Below are 2,868 nucleotides of genomic sequence, written 5' to 3'. Positions count from 1 at the left end.
TAGCCGCTGAAGCTTTCGGTTTCGACCGACGTCAGAATGGTCGGCACGTTGAAGATCTTCGCGGCCTTGGCCAGTGCGACGGTGTTGTTCTTCAAGGTCTGACGGTCGATCGATTGCACGCCGAACGACATTTGCGGCTGGTGGTCGATCAGGATCAAGGCGGAGTTGGTTGGGTTGAGCAATTCACGGATAGACATGGCGTGTTCCTTTTGATGTCGGCGTTCTGGATGGATGAATTCGTTTGTCTGCAAGGCTCGGCGCGTACTCCGGTGGGAGGCTGTGTGCTGCCGGCTTGGAAGCAAATGTAGTTTCTGGATAAAACAGAAACAATTACCTAAAATGAATAATCATTATTTCTAAAATAGGGACAAACGTGGACCGGATCGAATGCATGCGTGCTTTTGTCGCCACCGTTGGAGAAAACGGCTTCGCCGCTGCCGCCCGAGCGATGGATGTGCCACGCTCAAAAGTCAGCAAACAGATTCAGGCACTGGAAGAGGCCATCGGCGTGCAACTGCTGCAGCGCACGACGCGCAGCCTGCACCTGACCGAGGCCGGCGCGGAGTACTACGAAGCCGCCCGTGAAGTGATCGCGTCGGTGGATGAAGCCGAGCAACGTGCGCGTAACGGCATTGGTGAACTGCGCGGTGTGCTGCGGGTCAACGCGCCCATGTCATTCGGACTGCGGCGGCTGGGGCCGCTGATCCCGTTATTTCACGAGCAGCATCCGAACATTGAGCTGCAACTGGTCCTGAGTGACCAGCAGGTCGACCCGGTACGCGGCGGCTTCGATGTGACCATCCGCATCGCGAGCATGCCGGACTCCTCCCTGGTGGCCCGCCTGTTGGCGCCCGCGCCGCGGATCATGGTGGCCTCGCCGGCCTATCTTGCGCGCGCGGGTACACCGCAATCGCCAAATGACCTGACGGCACACCAATGTTTGAACTATGGCTATCTGCAGAGCGGCGTCAGCCTGCAACTGAGCAATGGCAAGGAGACCCAGCGCGTGCACGTCACCGGCCCCCTGCATGCCAACAATGGCGACCTGCTGGCGCAAGCCGCCGAGGCCGGCATGGGGATCACCTTGCTACCGGATTTCATTGTCGAAGAGGCTCTGGCGACAGGCAGGCTGGTGCCGGTGTTGTGCGAATGGCAGGCCCCGCCGATCACCATCAACGCGGTCTACTCGTCGGCACGCCGGGTCCCGCAGAAAACCCGGGCGTTTATCGAGTTTTTGATGACGGAACTTCAACACCCGGTAGCAAACCGTTACAAATAAGGCCATCATTCCGCTCGCAGTTACCATGAACGACCCTCTGTTAGAGCGGTTCAGTCCAGGATCATTTGGCCACTGCCAAAACCTTCCAAGCTTCGTGCTTTCGGGGCAGTGGAGAAGCCTTACTTCTTAAGGAAAGTATTTTGACAAACGTCTGTTCCAGCGGCCTTGATATCGGCTTTGCTTCTCTGGATTACATGCAAATTGGCATCCTGGGCATCATTCAAGGCATCACCGAGCTATTACCCATTTCCTCCACGGCGCACATGCGCATCGTCCCCGCCCTTCTCGGCTGGCCTGATCCCGGTTCGGCGTTCTCCGCCGCCATGCAATTGGCCGCACTGGCCGCGGTCGTCAGCTATTTCTGGCGTGACGTACGGGAAGTCGTCACTGGAAGCATCGGCGCCGTGCGGCAACGTGATTACAGCAACCAGTCGTTCAAGCTGGCCGTAGCCATTGTGCTTGCGACCATACCGATTGGTATCGCCGGCCTCGCCTTGTCCTCGATACTCAATACGTGCGATTCACCCTTGAGAGGCCTGATGGTAATTGGTATCTCATGCCTGGTGATGGCCGTTCTGCTGGCTGCGGCCGAGCTCAGCTGCCGCCACCGCCGTACCGTGGGAGAAATGCGCCTGCGAGATGCATTGATCGTCGGTATTGCGCAGGTTGGCGCGCTGATACCCGGTGTTTCCCGTTCGGGTTCCACACTCACCGCAGCGCTGTTTCTGAACTTCAAACGCGAAGAAGCCGCGCGCTTCTCATTCCTGCTCGGGCTGCCTGCCATTGCGTTGGCCGGCCTGAAAGAGCTGTGGGTGCTGTATCACGCTCACATTCCGGCCGAAGCATGGTCGCACCTGATCTTCGGTCTGGTGATCGCCAGCGTGTCGGCGTTTTGCGCCATCTGGGGCTTGATGAAGTTCCTGGAAAAGTTCTCCACCTGGCCTTTCGTTATTTACCGGGCAGTACTGGGTATTTTCCTGATTGTCGCGGTCAGTACCGGGCTGTTGAGCTAAACAACGCTCAAACGCCAATAGAGCCCGGCCCAGTGCCGGGCTTTTTCGTTATTGCGCACCTGCAGAACCAGCCCCGCGCACTTCGATACCCTTGGCCATGGTTCAACCCCGAGCCGGACGCGTGCGTGCCAGGCGCTGCTGCCAGTTTCCCGCATTGACGCGCTGACATTCCTCTTCAGTGTCAAATTGCACATGAGCCGAGACCGGACTGACGAGAATATCCGCTTCACTGAACGCCACGGCAGTCAGAGCGACCATGCGCTCACCTTGCCCACTGGCCAGCGCCTGGCTCTTGTTGGCCAGCGTGTCGAAGACCCAGGTCACCCTCAGGCTTGCGGGAAACGCCGTGTAATCCACCTCGTGGGTCAGCCAGGAGAACCCCGTCATTTCCGCTTTGGCCGTCTCACACGCCTCGGTCAGGGTTGCCACCAGGCGACGCTCGATTCGCGCCTGATCGCGCTTGCTTAAAAGCATGGGTTGGTGATCCTCAAAAAGGGACGGTTTTATTTACGACGAGTGAACCCAGCCATGTCTAGTCCTGAAATAGGTTTACACCTGTTTCACCCCAGCGCCCGA

Annotated in this window: 3 protein-coding genes and 1 pseudogene; 2 read left to right on the top strand and 2 right to left on the bottom strand. The window is 58.4% G+C overall.

What is annotated here, in order from left to right; genetic code table 11:
• A pseudogene (locus NTD87_RS10095) lies at positions 1-197 on the bottom strand (isochorismatase family protein); the annotation flags it as partial.
• Positions 198-373: 176 nt separating this feature from the next.
• Here NTD87_RS10095 and NTD87_RS10090 point away from each other — a divergent pair.
• Entirely contained in the window at positions 374-1,279 is a 906-nt protein-coding gene (locus NTD87_RS10090; protein WP_262113641.1) for a LysR family transcriptional regulator, read from the top strand.
• A 140-nt stretch (positions 1,280-1,419) separates the two neighbouring features.
• Positions 1,420-2,292: an undecaprenyl-diphosphate phosphatase gene (locus NTD87_RS10085; protein ID WP_262113640.1), complete on the top strand. Its 873-nt coding sequence runs from the start codon at positions 1,420-1,422 to the stop codon at positions 2,290-2,292.
• A 102-nt stretch (positions 2,293-2,394) separates the two neighbouring features.
• Here NTD87_RS10085 and NTD87_RS10080 read toward each other — a convergent pair whose 3' ends face one another.
• Entirely contained in the window at positions 2,395-2,766 is a 372-nt protein-coding gene (locus tag NTD87_RS10080; protein ID WP_262113639.1) for a hypothetical protein, read from the bottom strand.
• Positions 2,767-2,868 lie beyond the last annotated feature (102 nt).

Source organism: Pseudomonas sp. 6D_7.1_Bac1 (assembly GCF_025465945.1).
In the GTDB taxonomy this organism is placed as follows: Bacteria; Pseudomonadota; Gammaproteobacteria; order Pseudomonadales; family Pseudomonadaceae; genus Aquipseudomonas.
This window is presented reverse-complemented; position numbering and strand designations above follow the sequence as displayed.

What these genes read in the sequence shown, in the direction of transcription:
- NTD87_RS10080 (WP_262113639.1), bottom strand. Translation starts at nt 2,766, where the DNA reads ATGCTTTTAAGCAAGCGCGATCAGGCGCGAATCGAGCGTCGCCTGGTG.